Consider the following 249-nt stretch of genomic DNA (forward strand, 5'->3'; position numbering starts at 1 on the left):
CGCACAGAATATTGAGAGGCGTTACAGCAATCTTTTCAGCAAACTCAAGCACAATGTCGCCGAATCTCACCCCGATGTGAGCATTGCCTTGTATTTGATCGATCAGCAAACGGGCGAAACATGCACTGTCCGTAAGGGCTGGATGCAGAAAGAGGAACATTACGAAGAACTCGTTATTCCTGCCGATAATGCTTTGGTGGTGCCAATCGACAATAACTTAAGACAGGCGAACCCTGACGTCACTTTTGT

The 249-nt window shown here is 47.0% G+C and carries 1 protein-coding gene; it reads left to right on the forward strand.

Annotated features, from left to right (window positions below; genetic code table 11):
- The coding region (locus ACYP03_RS27295; protein WP_459782844.1) for a DUF2987 domain-containing protein at window positions 1-249 on the forward strand (249 nt) is incomplete at both ends.

This window comes from Photobacterium sp. R1 (genome assembly GCF_054600795.1).